Annotated in this window: 24 protein-coding genes and 1 tRNA gene; 23 read left to right on the top strand and 2 right to left on the bottom strand. The window is 64.2% G+C overall.

Going from position 1 to position 21,445, the window contains the following annotated elements; all coding sequences use genetic code 11:
* Positions 1-16 precede the first annotated feature (16 nt).
* Positions 17-101 (bottom strand) — tRNA-Leu (locus PA6_RS07850).
* Positions 102-252: 151 nt separating this feature from the next.
* On the opposite strand from PA6_RS07850, the gene PA6_RS07845 reads away from it, so the two are divergent.
* The 7 genes from PA6_RS07845 (at position 253) to PA6_RS07815 (ending at position 7,286) form a co-directional block, all read left to right on the top strand.
* Positions 253-1,005, top strand: coding sequence for a substrate-binding periplasmic protein (locus PA6_RS07845; RefSeq protein ID WP_043216443.1), 753 nt, complete (start codon positions 253-255; stop codon positions 1,003-1,005).
* A 72-nt stretch (positions 1,006-1,077) separates the two neighbouring features.
* Positions 1,078-2,133: a tRNA preQ1(34) S-adenosylmethionine ribosyltransferase-isomerase QueA gene (gene queA / locus PA6_RS07840; RefSeq protein ID WP_021700365.1), complete on the top strand. Its 1,056-nt coding sequence runs from the start codon at positions 1,078-1,080 to the stop codon at positions 2,131-2,133.
* Between the two features lie 5 nt (positions 2,134-2,138).
* The gene (gene tgt / locus PA6_RS07835) at positions 2,139-3,257 is read left to right on the top strand and encodes a tRNA guanosine(34) transglycosylase Tgt (protein ID WP_043216455.1); all 1,119 of its coding nucleotides are present in this window, start codon (positions 2,139-2,141) and stop codon (positions 3,255-3,257) included.
* A gap of 107 nt (positions 3,258-3,364) precedes the next feature.
* The gene (yajC, locus tag PA6_RS07830) at positions 3,365-3,706 is read left to right on the top strand and encodes a preprotein translocase subunit YajC (RefSeq protein ID WP_021700363.1); all 342 of its coding nucleotides are present in this window, start codon (positions 3,365-3,367) and stop codon (positions 3,704-3,706) included.
* Positions 3,707-3,766: 60 nt separating this feature from the next.
* Complete coding sequence (gene secD / locus PA6_RS07825; protein WP_021700362.1) at positions 3,767-5,635, top strand: protein translocase subunit SecD; 1,869 nt, start codon at positions 3,767-3,769, stop codon at positions 5,633-5,635.
* 13 nt (positions 5,636-5,648) lie between these two features.
* Entirely contained in the window at positions 5,649-6,557 is a 909-nt protein-coding gene (gene secF, locus PA6_RS07820) for a protein translocase subunit SecF (RefSeq protein WP_021700361.1), read from the top strand.
* Between the two features lie 183 nt (positions 6,558-6,740).
* Positions 6,741-7,286, top strand: coding sequence for a glycine zipper 2TM domain-containing protein (locus tag PA6_RS07815; protein ID WP_021700360.1), 546 nt, complete (start codon positions 6,741-6,743; stop codon positions 7,284-7,286).
* A 54-nt stretch (positions 7,287-7,340) separates the two neighbouring features.
* Here PA6_RS07815 and suhB read toward each other — a convergent pair whose 3' ends face one another.
* Complete coding sequence (gene suhB, locus PA6_RS07810) at positions 7,341-8,156, bottom strand: type III secretion system regulator SuhB (protein WP_021700359.1); 816 nt, start codon at positions 8,154-8,156, stop codon at positions 7,341-7,343.
* A 149-nt stretch (positions 8,157-8,305) separates the two neighbouring features.
* Here suhB and trmJ point away from each other — a divergent pair, with 149 nt between their 5' ends.
* The 16 genes from trmJ to hisS all read left to right on the top strand — a co-directional run bounded on the left by trmJ (position 8,306) and on the right by hisS (position 21,427).
* Complete coding sequence (gene trmJ, locus PA6_RS07805) at positions 8,306-9,085, top strand: tRNA (cytosine(32)/uridine(32)-2'-O)-methyltransferase TrmJ (RefSeq protein WP_021700358.1); 780 nt, start codon at positions 8,306-8,308, stop codon at positions 9,083-9,085.
* Positions 9,078-9,857 carry a serine O-acetyltransferase gene (cysE, locus tag PA6_RS07800; protein WP_021700357.1) on the top strand — a complete coding sequence of 260 codons (780 nt, stop codon included), beginning with the start codon at positions 9,078-9,080 and terminating at the stop codon, positions 9,855-9,857. Before trmJ ends, cysE begins: the two co-directional genes overlap by 8 nt.
* A gap of 135 nt (positions 9,858-9,992) precedes the next feature.
* Positions 9,993-10,484 carry a Fe-S cluster assembly transcriptional regulator IscR gene (gene iscR / locus PA6_RS07795; RefSeq protein WP_021700356.1) on the top strand — a complete coding sequence of 164 codons (492 nt, stop codon included), beginning with the start codon at positions 9,993-9,995 and terminating at the stop codon, positions 10,482-10,484.
* Positions 10,485-10,515: 31 nt separating this feature from the next.
* Complete coding sequence (locus PA6_RS07790; protein WP_021700355.1) at positions 10,516-11,730, top strand: IscS subfamily cysteine desulfurase; 1,215 nt, start codon at positions 10,516-10,518, stop codon at positions 11,728-11,730.
* Between the two features lie 48 nt (positions 11,731-11,778).
* Entirely contained in the window at positions 11,779-12,165 is a 387-nt protein-coding gene (gene iscU, locus PA6_RS07785; RefSeq protein ID WP_021700354.1) for a Fe-S cluster assembly scaffold IscU, read from the top strand.
* Positions 12,166-12,180: 15 nt separating this feature from the next.
* Positions 12,181-12,504 (top strand): iron-sulfur cluster assembly protein IscA, encoded by a 324-nt coding sequence (iscA, locus tag PA6_RS07780; protein WP_021700353.1) that lies wholly within the window; start codon positions 12,181-12,183, stop codon positions 12,502-12,504.
* Positions 12,505-12,514: 10 nt separating this feature from the next.
* Complete coding sequence (gene hscB, locus PA6_RS07775) at positions 12,515-13,036, top strand: co-chaperone HscB (RefSeq protein ID WP_021700352.1); 522 nt, start codon at positions 12,515-12,517, stop codon at positions 13,034-13,036.
* Positions 13,037-13,078: 42 nt separating this feature from the next.
* A complete protein-coding gene (gene hscA / locus PA6_RS07770) occupies positions 13,079-14,947 on the top strand; it encodes a Fe-S protein assembly chaperone HscA (RefSeq protein ID WP_021700351.1) in 1,869 nt (622 codons plus the stop codon).
* Entirely contained in the window at positions 14,947-15,288 is a 342-nt protein-coding gene (gene fdx / locus PA6_RS07765; protein WP_021700350.1) for an ISC system 2Fe-2S type ferredoxin, read from the top strand. The genes hscA and fdx overlap by 1 nt, the downstream gene beginning before the upstream one ends.
* Positions 15,289-15,302: 14 nt before the next feature.
* The gene (iscX, locus tag PA6_RS07760) at positions 15,303-15,503 is read left to right on the top strand and encodes a Fe-S cluster assembly protein IscX (protein ID WP_021700349.1); all 201 of its coding nucleotides are present in this window, start codon (positions 15,303-15,305) and stop codon (positions 15,501-15,503) included.
* A 95-nt stretch (positions 15,504-15,598) separates the two neighbouring features.
* Positions 15,599-16,030: a nucleoside-diphosphate kinase gene (gene ndk, locus PA6_RS07755; protein ID WP_021700348.1), complete on the top strand. Its 432-nt coding sequence runs from the start codon at positions 15,599-15,601 to the stop codon at positions 16,028-16,030.
* A 24-nt stretch (positions 16,031-16,054) separates the two neighbouring features.
* Positions 16,055-17,197, top strand: a complete 1,143-nt coding sequence (gene rlmN, locus PA6_RS07750) for a 23S rRNA (adenine(2503)-C(2))-methyltransferase RlmN (protein WP_021700347.1) — start codon at positions 16,055-16,057, stop codon at positions 17,195-17,197.
* 14 nt (positions 17,198-17,211) lie between these two features.
* The gene (gene pilW / locus PA6_RS07745; protein ID WP_021700346.1) at positions 17,212-17,973 is read left to right on the top strand and encodes a type IV pilus biogenesis/stability protein PilW; all 762 of its coding nucleotides are present in this window, start codon (positions 17,212-17,214) and stop codon (positions 17,971-17,973) included.
* The gene (locus tag PA6_RS07740; RefSeq protein WP_021700345.1) at positions 17,973-19,007 is read left to right on the top strand and encodes a RodZ domain-containing protein; all 1,035 of its coding nucleotides are present in this window, start codon (positions 17,973-17,975) and stop codon (positions 19,005-19,007) included. The genes pilW and PA6_RS07740 overlap by 1 nt, the downstream gene beginning before the upstream one ends.
* Before the next feature lie 8 nt (positions 19,008-19,015).
* Positions 19,016-20,128: a flavodoxin-dependent (E)-4-hydroxy-3-methylbut-2-enyl-diphosphate synthase gene (gene ispG / locus PA6_RS07735; protein ID WP_021700344.1), complete on the top strand. Its 1,113-nt coding sequence runs from the start codon at positions 19,016-19,018 to the stop codon at positions 20,126-20,128.
* A gap of 12 nt (positions 20,129-20,140) precedes the next feature.
* The gene (hisS, locus tag PA6_RS07730) at positions 20,141-21,427 is read left to right on the top strand and encodes a histidine--tRNA ligase (RefSeq protein ID WP_021700343.1); all 1,287 of its coding nucleotides are present in this window, start codon (positions 20,141-20,143) and stop codon (positions 21,425-21,427) included.
* The last annotated feature ends 18 nt before the right edge of the window (positions 21,428-21,445 follow it).

Here is a 21,445-nt window from a genome sequence, read left to right as displayed (position 1 = left end):
TTGAGGGAAGAAATCGTGGTGCCCCGGGAGAGACTCGAACTCTCACTCCTTTCGAAAACGGATTTTGAATCCGCCGCGTCTACCGATTCCGCCACCGAGGCACGATGGGCGCGCAGTATAGGGAGGCGACCGGGGGTGGTCAATCGCGCCACGGGCATGGTTTCAAGAGCTGCGGCAGGCGGTAAAGCTGGCGACGATCGTCAAGATTGTCGGCTATCCTCGCGCCGATGAGATCCGGTGGGGGAGAGGCGGGTGCTCGAAGTTGTTCGCAGTGGGCTTGTCGGCCTGGTCTTCACGCTGCCAATGATGGCGGCAGCCGATACCCTGACCTATGCCGTGACCGATGAAAGCTGGGTGCCTTACTGGATGGTCGACGACGGCCAGGTCAGTGGCGTGTTCAGCGATGTCATGCATGCGCTGGATGAGCGGCTGGCCGTCGACCTGCAGGCCGCGCGCCCGGCGCCGCCGCTGCGGGCGCAGAAGATGTTCCGCGACGGTCAGGTGCAGCTCGAGTGCTGCGTCAGCCAGCAATGGCGTACGGCGCCCGAGCAGGTCGAGGTGACCCTGTGGACCGAACGGGTGCTCGAGGCGCACGAGGTGCTGGTGTTTGCGCCGGGGCATGCCTTTGCCTTCACGCAGCTGGCCGACCTGCGCGGCAAGACCATCGCCACCGTGCGCGGCTACGGCTATGTCGGTAGCGAGTACTTTCGCCGGCATGACAGTCCCGATGCCATTGCCCTGCTGTACAAGGTGGCGCATGGGCGCAGCCAGGCCGGCATCATCGACCGACTGGAGCTGGCCTATCTGCGCCATGGGCATCCGCAGCTGCAGTCGGGCGCTGCGCGCGTGGAGGAAGGACCGGTGATCAACAGCTCCGAGTTGCGCATCCGCCTACACCGTTCGCGTGCCGAGCTGTTGCCGGCGCTCAACGCCGCAATCGCGCAGCTGCGCCGGGATGGCAGCTTGCAGCGCATCATGAGCCGCTACGCACCGCCGTCGCAGTAGTGGTGACAGCTGGCGCGTGGTCGTGCGGGGGGCTTTCCGGTAAGCTTGGCGCCCCGCGGAGATGTGCCTGTCATGCGTGTTGCTGATTTCCAATTCGACCTTCCCGATTCCCTGATTGCCCGTCACCCCCTGGCCGAGCGGCGTGCCAGCCGTCTGCTGGTGCTCGACGGCCCGACGGGCGCGCTCGCTCACCGGCAGTTCGCCGATCTGCTGGAGTACCTGCGCCCCGGCGACCTGATGGTGTTCAACGATACCCGGGTGATTCCGGCGCGCCTGTTCGGCCAGAAAGCCTCCGGCGGCAAGCTGGAAGTCCTGGTCGAGCGTGTGCTCGACGAGTACCGGGTGCTGGCGCATGTGCGTTCGAGCAAGTCGCCCAAGCCGGGTTCGCTGATCCATATAGAAGGTGGTGGCGAGGCCGAGATGCTGGCTCGTCACGATGCGCTGTTCGAACTGCGCTTCAGCGAGCCGGTGCTGCCGCTGCTGGATCGCGTCGGCCACATGCCGCTGCCGCCCTATATTGATCGCCCCGACGAAGCTGCTGACCGCGAGCGCTACCAGACCGTCTACTCGGACAGGTCCAAGGCCGGTGCCGTGGCTGCACCGACGGCCGGTCTGCACTTTGACGAGGCGTTGCTGACGGCCATTCGCGACAAGGGTATCGATACCGTCTTCGTCACCCTGCACGTCGGTGCCGGTACCTTCCAGCCGGTGCGCGTGGAGCGCATCGAGGACCACCACATGCACCGCGAGTGGCTGCAGGTCGGTCAGGATGTGGTCGATGCTGTGGCTGCCTGCCGTGCCCGCGGCGGCCGGGTGATCGCCGTCGGCACCACCAGCGTGCGCTCGCTGGAGAGCGCCGCGCGCGATGGCGAGCTGAAGGCCTTCAGTGGCGACACCGACATCTTTCTTTACCCGGGCAAGCGCTTCCATGTGGTCGATGCCCTGGTCACCAACTTCCACCTGCCGGAGTCGACCCTGCTGATGCTGGTCTCGGCCTTTGCCGGGTATCCCGAGACCATGGCCGCCTATGCAGCCGCCGTGGAACAGCAGTACCGCTTCTTCAGCTACGGTGATGCCATGTTCATCACCCGCAACCCCGACCCGCGCGGTCCCGAGGAGACCCCATGAGCCATATGTCCTTCGAGCTGCTGGCCACCGACGGCCGTGCCCGCCGTGGCCGCCTGACCTTCCCGCGTGGCGTGGTGGAAACCCCAGCCTTCATGCCGGTCGGCACCTACGGCACGGTCAAGGGCATGCTGCCGCGCGACATCGAGGGCATTGGTGCGCAGATCATCCTCGGCAACACCTTCCATCTGTGGCTGCGTCCGGGCACCGAAGTGATCAAGCGCCATGGCGACTTGCACGACTTCATGCAGTGGCAGGGGCCGATCCTCACCGACTCCGGTGGTTTCCAGGTGTTCAGCCTGGGCGCCATGCGCAAGATCAAGGAGGAGGGCGTGTATTTCTCCTCGCCGGTCGATGGCGCCAAGGTGTTCATGGGGCCCGAAGAGTCCATGCAGGTGCAGCGCGACCTGGGCTCGGACATCGTGATGATTTTCGACGAGTGCACCCCGTACCCGGCCGACTTCGATACCGCCAAGCGCTCCATGGAGCTGTCGCTGCGCTGGGCCAAGCGCTCGAAGAATGCCCACGAGGGTAATCCGTCGGCACTCTTCGGTATCGTCCAGGGCGGCATGCACGAAGAGCTGCGCCTGCGCTCGCTGGAGGGGCTGATGGAAATCGGCTTCGACGGCCTGGCCATCGGCGGCCTGTCGGTGGGCGAGCCCAAGGAAGAGATGATCCGCGTGCTGGACTTCCTGCCGCCGCACCTGCCGACGGACAAGCCGCGCTACCTGATGGGGGTGGGCAAGCCGGAGGACCTGGTCGAGGGCGTGCGCCGTGGCGTGGACATGTTTGACTGCGTGATGCCGACCCGCAACGCGCGCAATGGCCACCTGTTCATCGATACCGGGGTGATCAAGATCCGCAATGCGGTGCACAAGCATGACGATTCGCCGCTGGACCCGGCCTGCGACTGCTACACCTGCAAGCACTTCTCCCGTGCCTACCTGCATCATCTGGACAAGTGTGGCGAAATGCTGGGAAGCATGCTCAATACCATCCACAACTTGCGCCATTATCAGCGCCTGATGGCTGGTTTGCGCGAGGCAATTCAACAGGGTACATTGGCCGCCTTTGTCGATACCTTCTACGCCCGGCGCGGCCTGCCGACGCCGCCGCTGGAACCCTGACGGGATTGAAATCGACCGGGCAGCGCCCCATTAAGAGGTGTTCCCGCTCCCGCCGCCGTTCGCGGTCGGCCACATCCAGCTTCAAGACCTTGCAATAGGAGTTTTCCATGAGCTTTCTGATTCCCGCCGCCTATGCCGACGCCGCTGCACCGGCCGCTGCCGCCGGTCCCGCCGGCAGTGGTTTCGAGTGGGTGTTCCTGATCGGCTTCCTGGTCATCTTCTATCTGATGATCTGGCGTCCCCAGGCCAAGCGCGCCAAGGAGCACAAGAACCTGCTCGGCGGCCTGCAGAAGGGCGACGAAGTGGTGACCAGCGGTGGCATCATCGGCAAGGTCACCAAGGTCACCGACGACTTCGTGGTGGTCGAAATCTCCGACAATGTCGAGCTGAAGTTCCAGAAGCAGGCCATTGCGGCGACCCTGCCGAAAGGCACGCTGAAATCCATCTAACGATTCTTCGTTCACCACTACGGGGCGCCTAAGGCGCCCCGTGTCATAACGGGCGGCGTCATGCTCAATAAATTCCCCCTGTGGAAGTACTTGCTGATCCTGGCAGTGCTGGCGGTTGGCTTCATTTATTCCGCACCCAACCTCTACCCGGACGATCCGGCCATTCAGATCAGCGGAGCCAGTACCGCGCTGGAAGTCGGTCAGGCCGATCTCGAACGTATAAGCCAGGCCCTGAAACAGGCTGGTATCGCCGTCAAGTCGGCTGATCTGAGCAAGCAGGGCAAGGGCGCACTGGTGCGGCTGGGCAAGCAGGACGACCAGTTGCCGGCCAAGGAGCTGGTACGCAAACTGCTTGGCGACGATTATGTGGTAGCCCTCAACCTGGCGCCGACCACGCCGCAGTGGCTGCGTAGTCTGGGCGCCGGGCCGATGAAGCTGGGCCTGGACCTGTCCGGTGGTGTGCACTTCCTGCTGGAAGTGGACATGGACAAGGCCATGGACGCGCGCATGAAGGTCTACGAGAGCGAGATCAAGAGTCTGCTGCGCAAGGAGCGTGTGCGCTATCGCAGCCTGCCGCAGCAGGATGGTGCCGTGCAATTGGGCTTCGCCGATGGCGAGTCGCTGGAGCAGGCGCAGGCGATCATTCGCAAGAATTTCAACGATTTCGAGCTGACCTCCTCTTCGCGTAACGAGCAGCAGGTGCTGCGCATCGCGCTGACCGAGGCCAAGCGCGCGGAGATCCGCGAGTACTCGATCAAGCAGAACCTGACCACCGTACGCAACCGGGTCAACGAGCTGGGTGTGGCCGAGCCGCTGGTGCAGCGTCAGGGTGCCAACCGTATTGTGGTCGAACTGCCGGGTGTACAGGACACTGCCGAGGCCAAGCGTATCCTCGGCAAGACCGCCAACCTGGAGTTCCGCCTGCAGGCCGAGCCGGATGCGGCGCGCGCCTCCACCGAGTCCTTCGAGTTCCGTGAGGCCGGACGTCCGGCCGTGGCGCTGGAGCGCAGCCTGATCATCACCGGTGACCAGGTCACCGATGCCCAGGCCAGCTATGACGAGAATGGTCGTCCGCAGGTGAACATCCGCCTCGACGGCCATGGCGGCGAGCTGATGAACCGTGCCACCCGCAACAACGTCGGGCGCAGCATGGCGGTGATCTTCATCGAGCAAAAGCCGCTGACCCGCTACGTCAAGCAGGTGGTCGACGGCGTCGAGAAGGAGGTGGCGGTGCCCTCCTTCAAGGAAGAGAAGAAGATCATCAGTCTAGCCACCATCCAGTCCGCACTGGGTAGCCAGTTCCGCATCACCGGCCTCAACGGTCAGGGTGAGTCGTCCGAACTGGCGTTGCTGCTGCGTGCCGGTGGCCTGGCTGCGCCGATGTACTTCGCCGAGGAGCGCACCATCGGTCCGAGCCTGGGTGCTGACAACATCGCCAAGGGTATCGATGCGTCGATCTGGGGTATGGTCTTCGTATCCCTGTTCATTATCGCCATCTACCGCTTCTTCGGCGGGCTGGCGACCGTGGCCCTGGGTTTCAACATGGTCCTGCTGCTGGCATTGATGTCGGTGCTGGGCGCGACCCTGACCCTGCCGGGTATCGCCGGTATCGTGTTGACCATGGGTATGGCGGTGGACGCCAACGTGCTGATCTTCTCGCGTATCCGCGAGGAAATCGCCAATGGCCTCTCTGTGCAGCGTGCCATCCATGAAGGCTTCGATCGTGCCTTCTCGGCGATCATCGACGGCAACCTGACCACCCTGCTGGTCGGTGGCATCCTGTTCGCCATGGGCACCGGTCCGGTCAAGGGCTTCGCCGTGACCATGTCGCTCGGCATCATTACCTCGATGTTCACGGCCATCTTCGTGACCCGTGCCATGGTCAACCTGATCTTCGGTGGCCGTGATTTCAAGAAGCTGTGGATCTAAGGGGCTGCCTGCGATGAAACGTGTAATCAACTTCATGGGCATCCGTCATGCCGCTTTCGCGGTGACGGTGCTGCTGACCCTGGTGTCGCTCGGCAGCCTGGCGGTCAAAGGGCTTAACTTCGGTCTGGACTTCACCGGTGGTGCCCTGATCGAACTCAACTACGAGCAGCCGGCCGATCTGGCCAAGGTTCGTGGGCAGCTGGCGGAGGCCGGTTATGGCGATGCGTTGGTGCAGCACTTCGGTGCCACCACTGATGTGGTGGTGCGCCTGCAGGGCGATGATCCGCAGCTGGGCAACAGGCTGGCGGCGGATCTGGACAAGGTGAGTGCCGAGCAATTCAGCGTCAAGCGGGTCGAGTTCGTCGGTCCGGCGGTGGGTGAGGAGCTGCGTGACCAGGGCGGGCTGGGCATGCTGCTGGCTCTCGGTGGCATCCTGATCTACGTGGCCTTCCGCTTCCAATGGAAGTTCGGCTTCGGTGCCATCGTCTCGCTGATCCACGACGTGATCGTCACCCTCGGTGTGTTTTCCTTCTTCCAGATCCCCTTCGACCTGACCGTGCTGGCTGCCGTGCTGGCGCTGATCGGTTACTCGCTGAACGACACCATCGTGGTGTTCGACCGTATCCGCGAGAACTTCCGCGTGCTGCGCAAGGCTGATCTGATCGAGAACATCAACATCTCGACCACGCAGACCCTGCTGCGTACTCTGGCGACCTCGATTTCCACGCTGCTGGCGGTCGTCGCGCTGATGGTATTTGGTGGTGAGAATCTGTGGGGCTTCTCGCTGGCGCTGTTCATTGGCGTGACTGCGGGTACCTATTCCTCGGTGTACATCGCCAGCATCCTGCTGATCTGGCTGAAGCTGACCCGCGAGGATCTGATTCCGCCGGTTGAGGCGGAAGAGGTGGATGATCGCCCCTGATCACCGTTGCTCTCCCGCTCTACGAGGCCCGGCTGATGCCGGGCCTCGTCGTTTTCGGGCTGTGATCGCGCTCCCATTTGTCGGTGTTGCCTGCTCGATTGAGGAACTCAGCCGGCGGCGCTCCATCCAAGGCTGGGAATAGGGGCGAAAATACGCCCGGACAGATGCCTTGAGGAGGGTCGAATGAACAAGTCGATGATAGTGGGCGCGGTGCTGGGCGCCGTGGGCGTGACGGCCGGAGGCGCGGTGGCCACCTACAGTCTGGTCAGTGGTCCGCAGTATGCCGAAGTGCTGGCCGTGCAGCCGATCAAGGAGACCATCAAGACGCCGCGTGAGGTGTGCAAGGACGTGGCGGTAACCCGTCAGGCGCCGGTCAAGGATCAGCACCAGATCGCCGGGACCGCCATCGGTGCGGTGGTCGGTGGTCTGCTGGGTAACCAGGTCGGTGGTGGCAACGGCAAGAAGATCGCCACCGTGGCGGGCGCCGTGGGTGGTGGCTATGCAGGCAACAAGGTGCAGGAGGGCATGCAGGAGCGTGACACCTACACCACGACCGAAACCCGTTGCCACACCGTGACCGATACCAGCGAGAAGCTGGTCGGCTATGACGTGAAGTACCAGCTGGACGGCAAGATCGGCCAGGTGCGCATGGATCGCGATCCCGGCATGCAGATCCCGGTCAATGATCAGGGGCAGCTGGTGCTGGTGCAGCAGCCGGTCGCTCAGTAACCGCCTTGCATAAAAAAACCGCCCCGAGGGGCGGTTTTTTATTGGAGCCGTCTATCAGCGCTTCATCGACGGCGCGAGGTGCGGCTGGATGGCGGTCAGCACGGCCTTGAAGCACTTGGTGTTGCCGGCGACGATCTGGCCCTTTTCGAGGAAGTCATGGCCACCGTTGAAGTCGCTGACCAGGCCGCCTGCTTCCTGGATCAGCAGGGCACCTGCGGCCATGTCCCACTCGGACAGGCCGAACTCCCAGAAGGCGTCGTAGCGGCCGGAGGCGACATAGGCCAGGTCCAGGCTGGCGGCGCCGGCGCGGCGGATGCCGGCGGTCTGGCCGACCAGGCTGCGGAACATGCCCAGGTAGTTGTCCAGGTTGTCCACCTGCTCGGCGCGGAACGGGAAGCCGGTGCCCAGCAGGGCGCCGTCCAGGCTCTTGCGGTTGCTGACGCGGATGCGGCGGCCGTTGACGGCGGCGCCACGGCCACGGCTGGCGGTGAACTCTTCCTGGCGCACCGGGTCGAGCACCACGGCGTGTTCGAGGCGGCCGCGATATTTGCAGGCGATGCTGACGGCGAAGTGCGGCACGCCACGCAGGAAGTTGGTGGTGCCGTCCAGCGGGTCGATGATCCACTGGTAATCGGCGCCGTCGCCGCTGCCGACGATGCTGCCGCCTTCCTCGCCAAGGAAGCCGTGGGTCGGATAGGCCTTCTGCAGCGCCTGGATGATGGTCTGCTCGGCGGCGCGATCGACTTCGCTCACGTAGTCGTGGGCATCCTTCTCGTTGACCGAGATGACGTCCAGGCGTTCGATGGAGCGGATGATCAGTTCGCCGGCACTGCGCGCAGCGCGCAGCGCGATATTCAGCATGGGCTGCATGGAAGGTTCACCTGGATCGTTAAAGAAGAAAGCCGGCCATTCTAGCAGACTAGCTTTTTATGTGCAGCCGGCTCGTCGCTGTGCATGGTATTGAGCTGGGGCCTTCTGTAACATTCATGGCCCTTTCGCATTCTTGAGCGGAGCTGGCGTTGCTGCAGAACATTCGCGTGGTGCTGGTCAATACCAGCCATCCCGGCAATATCGGTGGTGCCGCACGGGCCATGAAGAACATGGGCCTGTCGCGTCTGGTGCTGGTCGATCCTGAAGACTTCCCCAGTGGCGAGGCGGTGGCGCGTGCCTCCGGCGCTACCGACATCCTCGACAATGCCGTGGTCGTGGCCACCCTCGAAGAGGCGCTGGTCGGTTGCAGCGTGGCGCTGGGCACCAGTGCGCGCGATCGGCGCATCCCCTGGCCGCTGCTGGATCCGCGCGAGTGCGCGACCACTGCGTTGCAGCAGGTCGAGCTGGGTGGCGAGGTGGCGCTGGTGTTCGGTCGCGAGTATGCCGGCCTGACTAATGACGAGCTGCAGCGCTGCCAGTTCCATGTGCACATTCCGTCCAATCCCGAGTTCAGCTCGCTGAATCTGGCCGCGGCGGTGCAGGTGCTGGCCTACGAGGTGCGCATGGCCTGGCTGGCTGCCCAGGGGCAGCCGACCAAGATGAGCAAGCTGGAAACCACGGCGATGCTCAATACCCAGCCGGTGACCACGGATGAGCTGGAGCTGTTCTACGGTCATCTGGAGAGTACGCTGGTGGAGATCGGCTTCCTCGATCCGGCCAAGCCGCGCCACCTGATGTCCCGTCTGCGCCGCCTGTACGGGCGCTCGGCCATCAGCAAGCTGGAAATGAATATCCTGCGCGGCATCCTGACCGAGACCCAGAAGGCAGTGCGCGGCGAGTCCCACAAGCGGAGCAAAGACGATGTTTGAGCGTGTGCGCGAAGATATTCAGAGCGTGTTTCATCGCGATCCGGCGGCGCGTAATGCCTTTGAGGTGGTGACCTGCTACCCGGGGCTGCACGCCGTGTGGCTGCATCGAGTGGCGCATGCGCTGTGGGTGCGTGGCTGGAAGTGGCTGGCGCGTGTGGTGTCCAACTTCGGGCGCTGGATGACCGGTATCGAGATTCATCCGGGGGCGAAGATCGGGCGGCGCTTCTTCATTGATCATGGCATGGGCATCGTCATTGGCGAGACCGCTGAGATCGGTGACGACGTCACTCTCTACCAGGGTGTGACGCTGGGTGGCACCAGCTGGAACAAGGGCAAGCGCCATCCGACGCTGGAGAATGGCGTGGTGGTCGGCGCCGGGGCCAAGGTGCTCGGCCCCTTCACGGTGGGGGCGGGGGCCAAGGTCGGCTCCAATGCCGTGGTCACCAAGGCGGTGCCGGCGGGCGCCACCGTGGTCGGCATCCCCGGGCGAATCATCGTCAAGAGTGATGATGAGCAGGAGGCCAAGCGCCAGGCCATGGCCGAGAAGCTGGGTTTCGATGCCTACGGTGTCGGTCCGGACATGCCGGATCCGGTGGCGCGCGCCATCGGTCAGCTGCTCGATCACCTGCATGCGGTGGATGGTCGTCTGGAGGGGATGTGCTCGGCGCTCAAGGCGCTGGGCAGCGACTACTGCGCCAAGGACCTGCCGGTCCTGCGCGACGAGGACTTCGCTGACGTCTGCAAGGAGCCTGGCGACAAGCCGGCTGCCTGAAGACGCATAGTCTGCTATCATTTGCGCCCCGAGTCGCCGCTATACCTGACTATTTCAATCGGTCTTATAGTTGACCTAAATAGTCGGAAAAGGGGATACTAGCGGCAACTCAAGTTCATACGCGGTGCAAACGCCATGCGCCTGACCACCAAAGGTCGCTACGCCGTCACAGCCATGCTCGATCTGGCGCTGCATGCCCAGAACGGGCCTGTGTCGCTGGCCGACATCTCCGAGCGGCAGGGAATTTCCCTGTCCTATCTGGAGCAGCTGTTCGCCAAGTTGCGCCGTGGCAACCTGGTCAGCAGTGTGCGCGGCCCCGGTGGCGGCTACCAGTTGTCGCGCGACATGCGGGTGATCCAGGTCGCGCAGGTGATCGACGCGGTCAACGAGTCGGTCGATGCCACCCGCTGCCAGGGCATGGGCGATTGCCACTCCGGCGATACCTGTCTGACCCACCACCTGTGGTGCGACCTCAGTCAGCAGATTCACGAATTCCTCAGCGGCATCAGCCTGGCTGATCTGGTGACCCGGCGCGAAGTGCAGGAAGTCGCCCAGCGTCAGGATCAGCGTCGCTGCAATGGCAGGATGCCACAGCTGGACAAGATCGAAGCGTCCGCCATCGAGTGAGCAGGGCGCCTGCCTGAATAGGAGATATCTGATGAGATTGCCGATTTACCTCGACTATTCCGCCACCACCCCGGTCGACCCGCGCGTGGCGCAAAAGATGAGCGAGTGCCTGCTGGTGGATGGCAACTTTGGCAACCCGGCGTCGCGCTCCCATGTTTTCGGCTGGAAGGCCGAGGAAGCGGTCGAGAACGCCCGTCGCCAGGTCGCCGAGCTGGTCAATGCCGACCCGCGCGAGATCGTCTGGACCTCCGGTGCCACCGAGTCCAACAACCTGGCGATCAAAGGTGTTGCGCACTTCTACAGCACCAAGGGCAAACACATCATCACCTCGAAGATCGAGCACAAGGCGGTGCTGGATACCTGCCGTCAGCTCGAGCGCGAAGGCTTCGAAGTGACCTACATCGAGCCGGGCGAAGACGGCCTGATCACGCCGGCGATGGTCGAGGCGGCGCTGCGCGAGGACACCGTGCTGGTGTCGGTCATGCACGTCAACAACGAGATCGGCACCATCAACGACATCGCCGCCATCGGTGAGCTGACCCGTTCCCGCGGCGTGCTGCTGCATGTCGATGCGGCGCAGTCCACCGGCAAGGTCGAGATCGACCTGGAGAAGATGAAGGTCGACCTGATGTCCTTCTCCGCGCACAAGACTTACGGCCCGAAAGGTGTCGGCGCCCTGTACGTGCGCCGCAAGCCGCGCGTGCGCCTGGAAGCGCAGACCCACGGTGGCGGCCATGAGCGCGGCATGCGCTCCGGCACCCTGGCCACGCACCAGTGCGTCGGCATGGGCGAGGCCTTCCGCATCGCCAAGGAAGAGATGGCGCAGGAGAGCCAGCGCGTGCTGGCGCTGCGTGATCGCTTCTACAAGCAGCTCGAGGGCATGGAAGAGCTGTACGTCAACGGCAGTCTGACCCAGCGCGTACCGCACAACCTCAACCTGAGCTTCAACTACGTCGAAGGCGAGTCGCTGATCATGGCGCTCAAGGACCTGGCGGTTTCCTCCGGTTCGGCCTGTACCTCCGCCTCGCTGGAGCCTTCCTACGTGCTGCGTGCCCTGGGGCGCAACGACGAGCTGGCGCACAGCTCGATCCGTTTCACCTTCGGTCGCTTCACCACCGAGGAAGAAGTGGATTACGCGGCCACCAAGGTGCTGGAGGCGGTGAGCAAGCTGCGTGAGCTGTCGCCGCTGTGGGACATGTTCAAAGAAGGTGTCGACATCTCCAAGGTCGAGTGGCAGGCACACTGATTTTCGAGTCGCCTGTAGAGCGGCACCTGATGAGAGAGGATTGGCAACATGGCATACAGTGAGAAGGTCATCGACCACTACGAAAATCCGCGTAACGTCGGCAAGCTCGACGCCGAGGATCCCAATGTCGGCACCGGCATGGTCGGTGCACCGGCCTGCGGCGACGTCATGCGCCTGCAGATCAAGGTCAACGAGCAGGGCGTGATCGAAGACGCCAAGTTCAAGACCTACGGTTGCGGTTCGGCCATCGCCTCCAGCTCCCTCGCCACCGAGTGGATGAAGGGCAAGACCCTGGATGAGGCCGAGACCATCAAGAACACCCAGCTGGCCGAGGAACTGGCCCTGCCGCCGGTGAAGATCCACTGCTCCGTGCTCGCCGAGGACGCCATCAAGGCGGCCGTGCGCGACTACAAGCAGAAGAAAGGTCTGCTCTGATCTCGAGGAGTCGCTATGGCCATCACCATGACTGAAGCCGCCGCCCGCCACGTGCAGCGTTCCCTGGAGGGGCGCGGCAAGGGCGAGGGTATCCGCCTCGGCGTGCGTACCACCGGCTGCTCGGGCCTGGCCTACGTGCTGGAGTTCGTCGACGAAGTGGCGGGTGAGGATGAGGTGTTCGAGAGCTTCGGGGTCAAGGTGATCATCGACCCGAAGAGCCTGACCTACCTCGACGGCACCGAGCTGGACTTCGTGCGCGAAGGTCTCAACGAGGGCTTCAAGTTCAACAACCCCAACGTGCGCGGCGAGTGCGGTTGCGGCGAGAGCTTCAACGTCTAAGGCGGTTGTTGTGGGTAGTCCCTGTCATTTTGCGCTGTTCGAGCTGCAGCCGGCCTTTCTGGTGGATCAGGCGCAGCTGTCGGCGCGCTATCGCGAGCTGGCCAAGGCCGTGCACCCCGATCGCTTCGCCGACGCCGGCGATCGCGAGCAGCGCCTGGCGCTGGAGCAGTCGGCTCGCCTCAACGAGGCCTACCAGACCCTCAAGAGCGCACCGCGCCGTGCCCTCTACCTGCTGGCCCTGCGTGGTCGCGAGCTGCCGCTCGAAGTGACGGTGCAGGACCCCGAGTTTCTCCTGCAGCAGATGCGCTGGCGTGAGGAGCTGGAGGATCTGCAGGACAGTGCCGATCTGGCTGGCGTGGCGACCTTCAAGAAACGCCTGAAGGTGGCTCAGGACGAGCTGGATCAAGATTTTGCCGCCTGCTGGGACGATGTCGCGCGACGCGAAGAGGCCGAGCGCCTGGTGCGTCGCATGCAGTTCCTCGACAAGCTGGCCCACGAAGTGCGCGATCTCGAAGAGCGCCTCGACGACTAACCATGGCGCAGCTCACGCTGCGCGCCTGATGATCGGAACACCATGGCCCTACTGCAGATCGCCGAGCCCGGGCAAAGCCCGCAACCCCATCAACGCCGCCTGGCCGTGGGCATCGACCTGGGTACCACCAATTCGCTGGTCGCTGCCGTGCGCAGCGGCCTGTCCGCGCCGCTAGCCGATGCGGCCGGGCGGGTGATCCTGCCGTCCGCGGTGCGCTATCACGCCGATCGCGTTGAGGTGGGGCACGAGGCCAAGGCCGCCGCCGCGGTCGATCCGCTGAATACCGTGCTGTCGGTCAAGCGTCTGATGGGGCGCGGCGTCGAGGACATCAAACAGCTCGGCGACCAGCTGCCCTATCGTTTCGCCGAGGGCGAGTCGCACATGCCGTTCATCGAGACGGTGCAGGGCGCCAAGAGTCCGGTGGAAGTCTCGGCCGAGATTCTCAAGGCCCTGCGCCAGCGCGCCGAGGCCAGCCTGGGTGGCGAGCTGGTCGGTGCGGTGATCACCGTGCCCGCCTATTTCGACGATGCGCAGCGCCAGGCCACCAAGGATGCCGCGCGTCTCGCCGGTCTCAATGTGCTGCGCCTGCTCAACGAGCCGACCGCCGCCGCCGTGGCCTATGGCCTGGATAAAGGCACCGAGGGCGTGGTCGCCATCTATGACCTGGGCGGCGGCACCTTCGATATTTCCGTATTGCGCCTGACCCGCGGTGTGTTCGAGGTGCTGGCCACCGGTGGCGACAGCGCCCTGGGTGGCGATGATTTCGATCACGCCATCGCCGGCTGGATCATCGAGCAGGCCGGGCTGTCCCAGGACCTCGATCCGGCGGCCCAGCGCCGCCTGCTGCAGGCTGCCTGTGCGGCCAAGGAAGCACTGACCGACAGCGCGAGTGTCGTGGTCCAGTACGGCGCCTGGGCGGGCTCGCTCAGTCGTGACCAGTTCGAGGCGCTGATCGAGCCGATGATCGCCCGCAGCCTCAAGGCCTGCCGCCGCGCCGTGCGCGACGCCGGCATCGAGGTCGAGGAGGTCGAGGCGGTGGTCATGGTCGGTGGCTCGACCCGCGTGCCGCGCGTGCGCGAGGCGGTGGGTGAGCTGTTCGGGCGTGCGCCGCTGACCGACATCGATCCGGATCAGGTGGTGGCCATTGGCGCCGCGATCCAGGCCGACACCTTGGCCGGCAACCAGCGCGGCAATGGTGAAGAGTTGCTGCTGCTTGATGTGATTCCGCTGTCCCTGGGGCTGGAAACCATGGGCGGCCTGATGGAGAAGGTGATTCCGCGCAACACCACGATTCCGGTGGCGCGGGCCCAGGACTTCACCACCTACAAGGACGGCCAGACGGCCATGGCCATCCAGGTGCTGCAGGGCGAGCGTGAACTGGTCAAGGATTGCCGCTCGCTGGCGCGCTTCGAGCTGCGCGGCATTCCGCCGATGGTGGCCGGGGCAGCGAAGATCCGCGTGACCTTCCAGGTTGACGCGGACGGCCTGCTCAGCGTCGCTGCACGCGAGCTGGGCTCCGGTGTGGAGGCGAGCATCCAGGTCAAGCCATCCTATGGCCTGACCGATGGCGAGATCGCGCGCATGCTGCAGGATTCCTTCAAGAATGCCGGCGACGACAAGGCTGCCCGAGTGCTGCGCGAGCAGCAGGTCGAGGCCGAGCGTCTGCTTGAGGCCGTACAGGCGGCGCTGGATGTCGATGGCGAGCGCCTGCTCGACGAGGACGAGCGCCTGGCTATTGTCGCGACCATGGACGAACTGCGTGTCCTGGCCGGTGGTGATGATGCGCATGCCATCGAGCAGCAGACCAAGCGTCTGTCGCAGATCACCGATGCCTTTGCCGCCCGTCGAATGGACGCTACCGTCAAGGCGGCCCTGTCCGGGCGCCGACTCAACGAAATCGAGGACAACTGATGCCACAGGTCATTTTTCTGCCGCACGAGAAGTTCTGCCCTGAAGGCATGGTCGTAGAGGCCGAGCCCGGCACTTCCATCCTCGAGCTGGCGCATGCGCACCATATCGAGATGGAAAGTGCCTGTGGCGGGGTCTGTGCCTGCACCACCTGCCACTGCATCATTCGCGAAGGCTTCGATTCGCTGGAAGAGGCGGACGAGCTGGAGGAGGACTTCCTCGATCGCGCCTGGGGGCTGGAGGCGCAGTCGCGCCTGGCGTGCCAGGCCAAGGTCGGTAACGCAGACCTGACGGTCGAGATTCCCAAGTACTCGCTCAACCACGCCGCCGAAGCGCCGCACTGATTCGAGGAGCCGTCATGAGCCTGAAATGGACCGATGTGCTGGATGTCGCCATCGAGCTGGCCGAGAGCAAGCCTGAAGTCGATCCGCGCTACGTCAACTTCGTCGACCTGCATCGCTGGGTGCTGGAGTTGCCGGATTTTGCCGATGACCCGCAGCGCGGCGGCGAGAAGGTGCTGGAGGCCATTCAGGCGGCCTGGATCGAAGAGCTCGACTGAGCGGTCCCGCCTCCGGGCGCTGCCCTACGCATTTCCCCCTAACCCGCGTATAATTCGCGGGTTTAATTTTTCGCTTTAACCCTCTGGAGCTTCACATGTCTGTTCAACGTACTTTCTCCATCATCAAGCCGGATGCCGTTGCCAAGAACGTCATCGGTGAAATCACCAGCCGTTTCGAAAAGGCCGGCCTGCGCGTCGTTGCCTCCAAGATGGTTCAGCTGTCCGAGCGCGAAGCTGCCGGTTTCTACGCCGAGCACAGCGAGCGCGGTTTCTTCAAGGATCTGGTTGCCTTCATGACTTCCGGTCCGGTCATCGTTCAGGTTCTGGAAGGCGAGAACGCCGTTCTGAAGAACCGTGAGCTGATGGGCGCCACCAACCCGAAAGAAGCTGCTGCCGGCACCATCCGCGCCGACTTCGCCGTTTCCATCGACGAGAACGCCGTACACGGTTCCGACTCCGAGGCTTCCGCCGCTCGCGAGATCGCGTACTTCTTCTCCGCCACCGAGGTGTGCGCTCGCATTCGCTAAGCGCGAACCGGCGAGGGTGAATCCATGACTGATGTAGCCAAGACCAACCTGCTGGGGCTGACCCAGCCCGAAATGGAAAGCTTCTTCGAGAGCATCGGGGAAAAGCGCTTCCGTGCCGGTCAGGTCATGAAGTGGATTCACCATTTTGGCGTCGAGGACTTCGACGCCATGAGCAATCTCGGCAAGGCCCTGCGCGAAAAGCTCAGTGCCTGCGCCGAGATTCGCGGCCCCGAAGTGGTCAGCCAGGACATCTCCGCCGACGGTACCCGCAAATGGGTGGTGCGCGTGGCGTCCGGCAGCTGCGTCGAGACCGTATACATCCCGCAAGGCGGCCGTGGCACCCTCTGTGTGTCGTCGCAGGCCGGCTGTGCGCTGGATTGCAGTTTCTGTTCCACCGGCAAGCAGGGCTTCAACAGCGATCTGACTGCCGCGGAAATCATTGGTCAGGTGTGGATCGCCAACAAATCCTTCGGCACCGTACCGGCCAAGATCGACCGTGCCATCACCAACGTGGTGATGATGGGCATGGGCGAGCCCCTGCTGAATTTCGACAATGTCGTGCCGGCCATGCAGATCATGATGGACGATCTCGGCTACGGCATTTCCAAGCGCAAGGTGACCCTGTCCACCTCCGGCGTGGTGCCGATGATCGACAAGCTGGCAACCGTCACCGACGTGTCCCTGGCCCTGTCGCTGCACGCACCGAACGACGAGTTGCGCAACCAGCTGGTGCCGCTCAACAAGAAGTACCCGCTGGATGTGCTGCTGGCTTCCTGCCGCCGCTACATCGAGGGCCTGGGCGAGAAGCGCTTCCTGACCGTCGAGTACACCCTGCTCAAGGACGTCAACGACCAGCCCGAACACGCTGCGCAGATGATCGCACTTCTCAAGGATTTTCCTTGCAAGATCAATCTGATTCCGTTTAATCCCTTCCCCTTCTCCGGTTACGAACGGCCGAGCAACAACGCTATCCGTCGCTTCCAGGACCTGTTGCACAAGGCCGGCTTCAACGTCACCGTGCGTACCACGCGCGGTGATGACATCGACGCCGCCTGTGGGCAGCTGGTCGGTCAGGTACAGGACCGCACCCGTCGCAGCGAACGCTATATCGCCGTACGTCAGCTGGGTAGCGAGGCCGAAGAGCCGCGCACCGCCAACCGAAATTGAAGGGGAGGAACTCCATGACCTTGCGCCCTGCGCTCTATCTGTCTTTTGCCATTCTGCTGGCGGGCTGCGTCAGGACCGGCGGCACGGTCGACCCCATGAGCACCAAGGAAGGCCGCGCCCAGGCGCGCGACGCCTATATCCAGCTCGGTATCGGCCATCTGCAGCAGGGGTCGACGGAGAAGGCCAAGGAGCCCCTGCGCATGGCGCTTGAGCTCGATTCTTCCAGCGCAGAAGCTTACTCCGCTCTGGCCGTGGTCTATCAGTATGAACTGGAGCCCAAGCTGGCCGATGATAGCTACCGCAAGGCCATTTCGCTGAGTGATGGTGAGACGCGTGTACTCAACAACTATGGTGGCTTCCTCTTCGAGCAGAAGCGCTACAAGGAAGCCTATGCCCAGTACCTGAAGGCCTCCGAGGACACGCTCTACTCCGAGCGCTCCCGGGTCTTCGAGAACCTTGGCCTGACGGCGCTGCAACTAGGCAAGCGCGAAGAGGCCAAGCAGCATTTCGAAAAGGCGCTGCGTCTCAATAGCCAGCGACCCACCTCGCTGTTGCAGATGGCGCAGCTCTCCCTCGAAGACAAGAACTATGTGGCTGCGCGTAGTTACTATGCCGGCTTCAGCCAGCAGGCGCGGCAGACGCCGCAGAGCCTGCTGCTCGGTATACGCCTGGCGCGTGTCTTCGAGGACCGGGACCAGGCCGCCAGTCTGGGGCTGCAGCTCAAGCGCCTCTACCCGGGTACGCCCGAATATCAGCAATACCTGTCGGAGCAGTGATGAAAGCCTCGCACCCTGAAGTTGCCGCCGCGCATCGGGTCAATCCCGGGGAGACGCTGCGCAAGGTACGCGAAAGCAAGAACCTGGCCCTGAACGATGTCGCCGTGCAGCTCAATCTGACGGCCCAGGCCCTGCGCAATCTGGAGGCGGGGGCCTTCGAGCAGCTGCCGGGACACACCTTTGCTCGTGGTTACGTGCGTGCCTATGCCAAGTTGATGGGCATGGACGGCGATCGGCTGGTCCTGGAGTTCGACCAGTTCACCGGCACCGATGCCAGCGGCAGTAGCGTATCGAGCCTGGCACGCATCGAGGAGCCGGCCCGGGTATCGCAGAGCCTGCTCAAGGTGTTCAGCGTCGTGGCGCTGGTCGCCCTCGGCGGTGCCGGTTTCTTCTGGTGGCAGGGCGAGAGCCAGCGCTTGGCCGGCTCGGCAGCGGGCGCCGGAATGGAACACGTCGAAGTGGAGACCGCCGACGGCACCACCGAGATTCATCCCCTGGATGAGCCGGAAGACCAGGCCGTTGCCGAGGCGCAGGTCGAAGCTCCGCTGGAGCCGGCGCCCGTTACCGCTGATCCGGCGGCGCCCGAAGTAGCACCACCCGCGGCGATCGCGCAGAGCGCACCGTCTGACCCGCAAGCGCCCGCGGCTCCGAGTGCTGTGGTGCCGGCTGAAGCCGGTGAGACCGCGCCTGCCGCGCAGGTCGCTGCGCCCGTGGTCACCCCGCCGGCTCAGTCTGCAGCCCCGGTCGTCGTTGAAACCCCGGCCCCCGCGGCTCCGGTCGCTCCGGCTGCCGGTGAGGCGCTGGTCAATCTGCAATTTACCGCCGACTGCTGGACCCAGCTCACCGATGCCGATGGCAAGGTGCTGGTCAGTGCCCTGAAGCGCCGTGGCGACAGTGTCGAACTGGTCGGCAAGGCCCCATTGGAGCTGCGCCTCGGATACGCCCGCGGCGCCGTGGTACTGGTCAACGGCCAGGCGGTCGATGTCGCTTCCTCCACCCACGGTGAGACCGCCCGCCTCAAACTGGGGCAGTGAGCCAGAACATGCATTGCGAATCCCCCATCAAGCGTCGCCCGTCCCGCAAGATCTGGGTCGGCTCGGTACCGGTCGGCGGCGATGCGCCGATCGCCGTGCAGAGCATGACCAATACCGAAACCTGTGACGTCGAGGCCACCGTCGGCCAGATTCGCCGTCTGGAAGACGCCGGGGCCGATATCGTGCGCGTCTCGGTGCCGTCCATGGAGGCGGCCGAGGCGTTCGGCCGGATCAAGCAGCAGGTGCGCGTACCGCTGGTTGCCGACATCCATTTCGACTACCAGATCGCCCTGCGCGTTGCCGAGCTGGGGGTCGACTGCCTGCGTATCAATCCGGGCAATATCGGCCGGGAAGACCGCGTCAAGGCGGTGGTCGAGGCTGCGCGTGACAAAGGCATTCCGATCCGCATCGGCGTCAATGCCGGTTCGCTGGAGAAGGACCTGCAGAAGAAATACGGCGAGCCGACGCCCGAGGCGCTGGTCGAGTCGGCGCTGCGCCATGTCGAGCATCTCGATCGCCTGAACTTCCCTGACTTCAAGGTCAGCGTGAAGGCGTCCGACGTGTTCATGGCCGTCGAGGCTTACCGCCTGCTGGCCAAGCAGATCGAGCAGCCGCTGCACCTGGGCATTACCGAGGCCGGTGGCCTGCGTTCCGGTACCGTGAAATCGGCGGTGGGCCTGGGCATGCTGCTGGCCGAGGGCATCGGCGACACCATCCGTATCTCCCTGGCCGCCGATCCGGTGGAGGAGATCAAGGTCGGTTACGACATCCTCAAGTCCCTGCGTCTGCGCTCGCGCGGCATCAACTTCATTGCCTGCCCGAGCTGCTCGCGGCAGAACTTCGACGTGGTCAAGACCATGAACGAGCTGGAGCAGCGGGTCGAAGACCTGCTGGTACCGCTCGACGTTGCCGTGATCGGCTGCGTGGTCAATGGCCCTGGCGAGGCCAAGGAGGCGCACATCGGCCTCACCGGTGGCACGCCGAACAATCTGGTCTACATCGACGGCGCTCCGGCCTCGAAGCTGACCAACGACAACCTGGTGGATGAGCTGGAGAAGCTGATCCGCCGCAAGGCGGCCGAGAAGGCCGAGGCCGACGCGGCTGTGATCGCCCGCGGCTGATAAGGAAGATTCGTGAGCAAGTCCCTACAAGCCATCCGTGGCATGAACGACATCCTGCCGGAGCAGACGCCTGCCTGGCGCTACCTGGAGCGCACGGTCGCCGAGCTGCTGGACGGCTATGGCTACAGTGAAATCCGCCTGCCCATCCTCGAGTTCACCGAGTTGTTCGCCCGTGGCATCGGTGAAGGCACCGATGTTGTCGACAAGGAGATGTACACCTTCCTCGACCGCAACGAGGAGTCGCTGACCCTGCGTCCGGAAGGTACTGCCGGCTGCGTGCGCGCCGTGCTCGAACATGGCCTGTCCGGCGGTGGTCAGGTGCAGAAGCTCTGGTACACCGGGCCGATGTTCCGCTACGAGAAGCCGCAGAAAGGCCGCTACCGCCAGTTCCACCAGATCGGTGTGGAAGCCTTCAACCTGGCGGGGCCGGATGTCGACGCCGAGCTCATCGTGCTCACCTGGCGCCTGTGGCAGAGGCTCGGTCTGGCCGATTCGGTGACCCTGCAGCTCAACAGCCTGGGTTCCAGCGAGGCGCGCGCCGCCTATCGCGACGCCCTGGTGGCCTACCTGCAGGAGCGTTTCGCGCAGCTCGACGAGGACAGTCAGCGCCGCCTGACCACCAACCCGCTGCGTATCCTCGACAGCAAGAATGCCCAGACCCAGGCCCTGCTGGTCGGTGCGCCGACCCTGGCTGACTACCTCGATGAGGAGTCGCGTCTGCACTTCGAGGGCGTCAAGGCGCGCCTGGACGCGGTGGGCATCCGCTACGAGATCAACCACAAGCTGGTGCGTGGTCTCGATTACTACAACCGCAGCGTGTTTGAGTGGGTTACCGACAAACTCGGCGCCCAGGGCACCGTGTGCGCCGGTGGTCGTTACGACGGCCTGGTGACCCAGCTGGGCGGCAAGCCGACGCCGGGCGTGGGTTTTGCCATGGGTGTCGAGCGCCTGATCCTGCTGCTGGAAGCCCTGCAGCTGCTGCCGGAAGAGCTGAATGCCCCGGCGGACCTCTATCTCTGCGCCTTCGGCGAGGCAGCCGAGCTCGCTGGCCTGGCCCTGGCCGAGCGCCTGCGCGACGCCATCCCGGGCCTGCGTCTGCTGGTCAACAGCGGTGGCGGCAGCTTCAAGAGCCAGTTCAAGAAGGCCGACAAGAGCGGCGCGCGCTTCGCCCTGATCCTGGGTGAGGACGAACTGGCTGCCCGCGTGGTAGGTTGCAAGCCCCTGCGCGACGACGCACAGCAACAGAACATTGGCTGGGATGCGCTGCCGGCGCACCTGGCTGCCTGCCTGCAGGCCTGAGAACGAGACGAATAAGGA

Origin of the sequence: Aquipseudomonas alcaligenes NBRC 14159 (assembly GCF_000467105.1) — a bacterium.
Lineage (GTDB): Bacteria > Pseudomonadota > Gammaproteobacteria > Pseudomonadales > Pseudomonadaceae > Aquipseudomonas > Aquipseudomonas alcaligenes.
Note: the sequence above shows the minus strand (reverse complement) of the source record. Positions and strands in the feature narration are given on the sequence as shown.